This is a genomic window from Sulfolobus sp. B1, assembly GCF_007050195.1.
In the GTDB taxonomy this organism is placed as follows: domain Archaea; phylum Thermoproteota; class Thermoprotei_A; order Sulfolobales; family Sulfolobaceae; genus Saccharolobus.
Map to the genome: position 1 here is coordinate 1 of NZ_QIMI01000120.1, position 4,914 is coordinate 4,914.

General features: G+C 34.8%; 7 protein-coding genes and 1 pseudogene. 4 read left to right on the forward strand and 4 right to left on the reverse strand.

Annotated elements, in window-relative coordinates; all coding sequences use genetic code 11:
* The first annotated feature begins 228 nt into the window (after positions 1–228).
* Positions 229–1,002: a CoA-transferase gene (locus DMP16_RS07870; protein ID WP_083216335.1), complete on the forward strand. Its 774-nt coding sequence runs from the start codon at positions 229–231 to the stop codon at positions 1,000–1,002.
* Here the strand turns inward: DMP16_RS07870 and DMP16_RS07875 are convergent.
* The gene (locus tag DMP16_RS07875) at positions 977–1,708 is read right to left on the reverse strand and encodes a CoA-transferase (protein ID WP_069281549.1); all 732 of its coding nucleotides are present in this window, start codon (positions 1,706–1,708) and stop codon (positions 977–979) included. The genes DMP16_RS07870 and DMP16_RS07875 overlap by 26 nt on opposite strands.
* 35 nt (positions 1,709–1,743) lie before the next feature.
* On the opposite strand from DMP16_RS07875, the gene DMP16_RS07880 reads away from it, so the two are divergent.
* A complete protein-coding gene (locus DMP16_RS07880) occupies positions 1,744–2,061 on the forward strand; it encodes a hypothetical protein (protein ID WP_069281544.1) in 318 nt (105 codons plus the stop codon).
* Here DMP16_RS07880 and trm10 read toward each other — a convergent pair.
* From trm10 to DMP16_RS07890, 3 genes are all read right to left on the reverse strand, one after another.
* Positions 2,043–2,975, reverse strand: coding sequence for a tRNA (adenine(9)-N1)-methyltransferase Trm10 (gene trm10, locus DMP16_RS07885; RefSeq protein ID WP_069281543.1), 933 nt, complete (start codon positions 2,973–2,975; stop codon positions 2,043–2,045). The two genes, DMP16_RS07880 and trm10, sit on opposite strands and share 19 nt — an antisense overlap.
* Entirely contained in the window at positions 2,972–3,169 is a 198-nt protein-coding gene (locus DMP16_RS11415; protein ID WP_255446836.1) for a hypothetical protein, read from the reverse strand. The genes trm10 and DMP16_RS11415 overlap by 4 nt, the downstream gene beginning before the upstream one ends.
* A 64-nt stretch (positions 3,170–3,233) precedes the next feature.
* Positions 3,234–4,043: a vWA domain-containing protein gene (locus DMP16_RS07890; RefSeq protein WP_255446837.1), complete on the reverse strand. Its 810-nt coding sequence runs from the start codon at positions 4,041–4,043 to the stop codon at positions 3,234–3,236.
* 54 nt (positions 4,044–4,097) lie between these two features.
* Between DMP16_RS07890 and DMP16_RS07895 the strand changes: the two genes are divergently transcribed.
* Positions 4,098–4,730: an FHA domain-containing protein gene (locus DMP16_RS07895; RefSeq protein ID WP_069281541.1), complete on the forward strand. Its 633-nt coding sequence runs from the start codon at positions 4,098–4,100 to the stop codon at positions 4,728–4,730.
* A 2-nt stretch (positions 4,731–4,732) separates the two neighbouring features.
* Positions 4,733–4,914 (forward strand): annotated as a pseudogene (locus DMP16_RS07900) (serine/threonine protein phosphatase); the annotation flags it as partial.

Genomic DNA, 4,914 nt, shown 5'->3' on the forward strand with positions numbered 1-4,914 from the left:
TCTAAGGCATACTTGGTTTTAAGAGATGTAGTATTTGGTGGAATAAATCCAGTTGAAGGTATAAAGAGAATATCAGCAAAATTCAAAGTTGTTAGAGTCAAGGAGAAGGAAGGTTTTTGGATAATAGAGGGAGTTAAGATAAAATAAATTGTATTAAGTTGGACGTTCGGAATTGTTTATTCCTTAACGAAGGCATTAAGTATTAATCTTAGGGAAACTAAATAGATAATGATAGTTATGGACAATAATAAGATTATTACTTTAGATGAAGCAGTTAATCTAATTAATAATGGAAATTCTATCACTACAAGTGGAATATCAATTCATAGGAATCCTATGTCATTCATCTACGCAATGATAAAGACCGGGATACGTGATCTTTATTTCATTGATCGAGAACCTGGTTTCGGGTTAGAGGTGCTTCTGAAATATAATGCCATAAAAAAGCTTAGAATAGCGATGTCTACTCTAGAATGGTTTTCAAGCATTCCTAAAAATTTTAGAAAAATGATTGAAAACAAAGAAGTTGAATTATTAGAAGATACTTGCGGAGCATTTATAGCGGGTATTAGAGCTGGGGCTTTTGGAGTTCCATTCATGCCAGTAAGAGGGATAATAGGATCTGATCTCATTAAGCTTCATGAAAAAGAGGGTACTTGGAAGGTAGTTGAAGATCCATTTAATAATCAAAAAATAGTCTTAGTGAAGGCAATCACTCCAGACGTGGCAATTATTCATGTTAATAAGGCAGACGAGGAAGGAAATGCAGAGATTTTGGGTCCCCTATATGAAGATGTTTATAAGGCTAAGGCTTCAAAAAAAGTCATAATAACAGCTGAGGAAATAGTTCCTAGATCATACTTTTTCGGGAGGAGACCGACAATTAATGGCATATACGTTACTGCCGTAGTACATTCTCCAAACGGAGCTTATCCAACTAGTATGTTTCCCTTATACGATGCAGATTATGAGAAAATCATTGATTTTCTAGAGCACTTCTGAGCTGATAAGGATCCATATCGTTAATGAATTTTAAGTCTCTTTCTTCCAAACTTATTAGCTCCATTTTACCTTTTTCTACACCGAATTCAGTATTTTCTACTATCTTGTCATAGGAGCTCCATGGGTATATCCCATCAACGTACCATTTCTTGCTTTCTCTATCATACCTTAATATCCCTAAATTAGTAACCACGTAAACTAAGTTGTTTGAGAATTTAGCTGTCCCCGTTATGAAATCCACTTTCTTTACCAAGCTCCTTTTATTATGCTTTAAATTCCATAAAATAGCTTTTTTGACTAGGGGTAGAATGAAGGCAGTTGCTGCTCCGCCAGGTAATCTTGTGTTAGGTTTATCATAATTTCCAATAACTGAAAGATTAACATTGGTTTCTTCATCTATTTGAGCAGGACCTAAAAACATTACATCTAACTTTCCTTTTTGAGCTAAATCAAAGGAATCTGCTGTAATTATTACTGGAGAGGACTCTACAAAAAATGGATTTCCAGTTGATGGTGATAAAATTACTTTCTGCGGGTTTTGTGCTTCAGCTACTCCAATAATTCTAATCTTTTTCCCATAGAGATCCCTAGCCATAAAACTTCCAATTAAAGCAGGAATGGAATTTAACCCTATATAAACTAACTCTCCATCTCGTAAAAGCGTGGAAATGGCTTTTATCACATAATCTATTGTGTAAGTCATCAGTTAATTTTTAAGTGATATTAGAATAAATATTATTGATGTCTAAAGTATATAAAATAGGCGAGTATTATCTAGCTGGAGTAGAGCATGTAATTCCTGGATATTTTCAAGATGTAGTTTTCGTTTATAAAAATAACAATAACTGGATTAGTGTGAGTGCAGAGAGGTTCAGAGCGAATAATCCTGATATAGAGAAGGTAAAGGAGGCAGTAAAATATGCTACTCATGAGGATGATTTAAAGCAGGCTATTGAAAATTTGAAGAAGATGGGAATTAAGATAGAGGAGATACAAAATATTCCTTTCCCAAGGAAGCTTATTGAAGGGAAGAGGAAGATTCAAGAAGAAATAGATTGATTTTTGAATTTGCTTTTTCTTAAAGCAAAGTTAAGAATTCTTTGGTCTACTTTAAGCCAAGAAGCTAGCTCTCTAGCTTTCTCCAAATTCAATTCATTCATTTTATTTATTTCTGTAACTAATCTATTTAGTTTATCAGCGTTTGATTGTGATAATATTATAGCATCTTCTAATGATGATCCCGTAATAGTATTAAGAACTATCTCAACAATCTTGTTTATCCTATCCGGAACTCCCACGATTGATCCCCTTAAAGTTATTTTTACTTGAGGCAAATCGTCGTAACCATATTTTTTTGCCAAGAGAGTAGTAGCGTTCTTATATCTTCTTCCCTTGTCCACTATACCTCCTATTATGAAAAATTTACTGTTCAATATTATACTCTCATTAGCGATTATATCTCCATATGGATTTAGAACAATAGTTTTCTCCTTAGGGATTTGATTAATCGTATAAACCTTATTTTTAACCTCTAACGAGAAGAATTCAGGTTTATTGAATAACTTTAAATTTAAATCACTTAGGTAATGTCTAATCGTTACTAAAGTTAGTTTAATCTGCTCTAATAAGCTTATTTTTTCTTCCTCAGTATGTTCTTTAAAAAGTCCCAGATCAATAATAAATTGAGGCTCTAATGGGACTATTTCTTCCTTAATCTTTATCTCTCCGCCTTTACTGGTAACATAATTTGTCTTAGCCTCGCCATTTCCCGCGAGTATCTTTACTTTCTCCTCTTCAGAAACTATCCACCCTTTTTCCTCCTTTTTCAGTAAACCGTAGTTATATATCAGCATATTAATAGCAATCGACTGTAAATATCCCGTCTTGAAAACTTTCTTTAGCCTAGTTACTTTCAATGAGTCAATACCTAGCTCATCTCTTAAGTATTTGCCAAACGCCTTGCCTAGTATCATGACCTCATCTTTTTAGTTACTTCTGATAAATCAGCTTTTTTATCACTTCCTAATTTTTCAGTCTGTTCAATCAGATCGGACCTTCTCGTCTCCTCAGCGATTTGTCTCAGTTGATTAAGTATTCTAGTAGTGTCCTTGCCAGAGACTAAAGCCTCTGTGTATTCCCTCAAGAGTCTATAATATCTAATCGTCAATAATACGTCCCTATTGATGTGACTTTCCACAATTTGAGTATTTCCTCTTTGAATAACAACGCTCTTAGTTTCGTTTTTTTTGCTGATTATCTACAGGATCAATATAAGTTATTGTAAAGAAAACAGTGAAAGCAGTGTTGCCTGGAGGGATCACAAGGCTCCCATATATTGATGTTAGTTTATCTATTATCGGTAGTCTTATTGGTAAATCATAATTATAAGGTATAAATCCTTGTGGTGTTATGAATTGCAAATTATATGCATAAGCTGAAGTAGATCTCTCTTTCTCAAATACGTTAGGTAGCTCAGAAGTATTCTGAATATGATAGAAGTTTCCAGCACTTTTATCAGCTAATTTCTTAAGTATCTCTTCATTGTAATCCTTACCTATCCCTATTGTAATGATTTGGACGTTTTGGGGAATGTCCAGTTTTTCGTAATCTTTAACGTTTCTCTTATCTGTTGGTTTACCATCGGTTAGCATTATTATTTTAGTGGGGACTTGTGACTGCTTAGCTAGATTTAAGCTGAATGAAATAGCCTCGTGTAACCTGGTTGTGTAACCCTTACCTACATCAAAATTAACTGCGCTTCCGGTAGGTCCTTGGTATTTTATCTCGGGATGATTAGAGAAAGCTATTATAGTTACGAAATTACCTGGGGGCAAATCACTTAAAAGCTTTTTTGCTGATTCAACCGCTGTACTAAGTTTTTCCCCTTGCATCGAAGGGCTGTTATCTATCATAATGATGTAGTGTGTATTTCTCGTGATTGCTGTCTTCTCTGGCGTTATATAAATTACGAAGCCCACTTCTGTTGGTCTGTCAGTATATGCGTAATCATGTGTTTGCTTTACGTTAAGTGTTACAGTCATGTCAAAAATATTATAACAGAAATTTTTAAGTACTATTACTCGATTTATACAAACATGACATGGAAATGTCCAGTTTGTGCGTATGAAAACGCTGATGATTCATTGTTCTGTATAAAATGCGGTACTAAGAAACCTGAAGAGGCTGTTGCTCCCCAACAACCAGCTCAACCGCAAGTTTCCTCTCAGCAACCGGAATCTATTCAGCAACCAACAACACAACAAAGCCAAGTTGAAATTTCTCAACAGCTACAAGTCGAATCTCAACCTTCTCCATCTCCGCAAGCTCCAGCCCAATCTCCTACCCCAGAACTTTCCACTCAACCATCTGTTCAGCAGCCTCAAGTAGCAGTCCCTCAACCATCTAAATATTATTTGTTGTTCATAAATACTCCAAATTCGGCATTCAACAAGACTAAATTACCCTTAGACTTTGATATCTTTCCCTCAATTTCATTAGGGAGAAGTCCAGAAAATGTAATAGTTATCCCTGACCCTGAAGTTTCTAGAAAGCATGCAGTTTTAAGCCTAGAAAATGGAGAGTTGTATATAGAGGATTTGAATAGTACGAATGGAACCTATATTTATGATGGTAAAATGTTTCAACCCATAAAGGGTAAGGTTAAGATTCAATCTAACTCAATAATAAAGTTAGGTAACAATACAGTAGTCAGAATTGTGGGAGAATGAGTTTGATTGAGCTAGACGAAATCAAGAGCATTGTAAATAAGGCTCTAGAAATATTTCAATCGTTTGAATCCCCTTTTCTAGGAACAATTGAAGTAGATGGTAATGTAGCATTCGTAGGGGATACACATGGCGCAATTGATGTCACAAGCCAAGTTTTTTCTGATATTGCAGATAAGGTTGACAA

Bases quoted from the DNA above. Each gene is read 5' to 3' on its own strand.
- DMP16_RS07890 (WP_255446837.1), bottom strand. From the start codon at position 4,043: ATGACTGTAACACTTAACGTAAAGCAAACACATGATTACGCATATACT.
- DMP16_RS07870 (WP_083216335.1), top strand. From the start codon at position 229: ATGATAGTTATGGACAATAATAAGATTATTACTTTAGATGAAGCAGTT.
- trm10 (WP_069281543.1), bottom strand. From the start codon at position 2,975: ATGATACTAGGCAAGGCGTTTGGCAAATACTTAAGAGATGAGCTAGGT.
- DMP16_RS07895 (WP_069281541.1), top strand. From the start codon at position 4,098: ATGACATGGAAATGTCCAGTTTGTGCGTATGAAAACGCTGATGATTCA.
- DMP16_RS07880 (WP_069281544.1), top strand. From the start codon at position 1,744: ATGTCTAAAGTATATAAAATAGGCGAGTATTATCTAGCTGGAGTAGAG.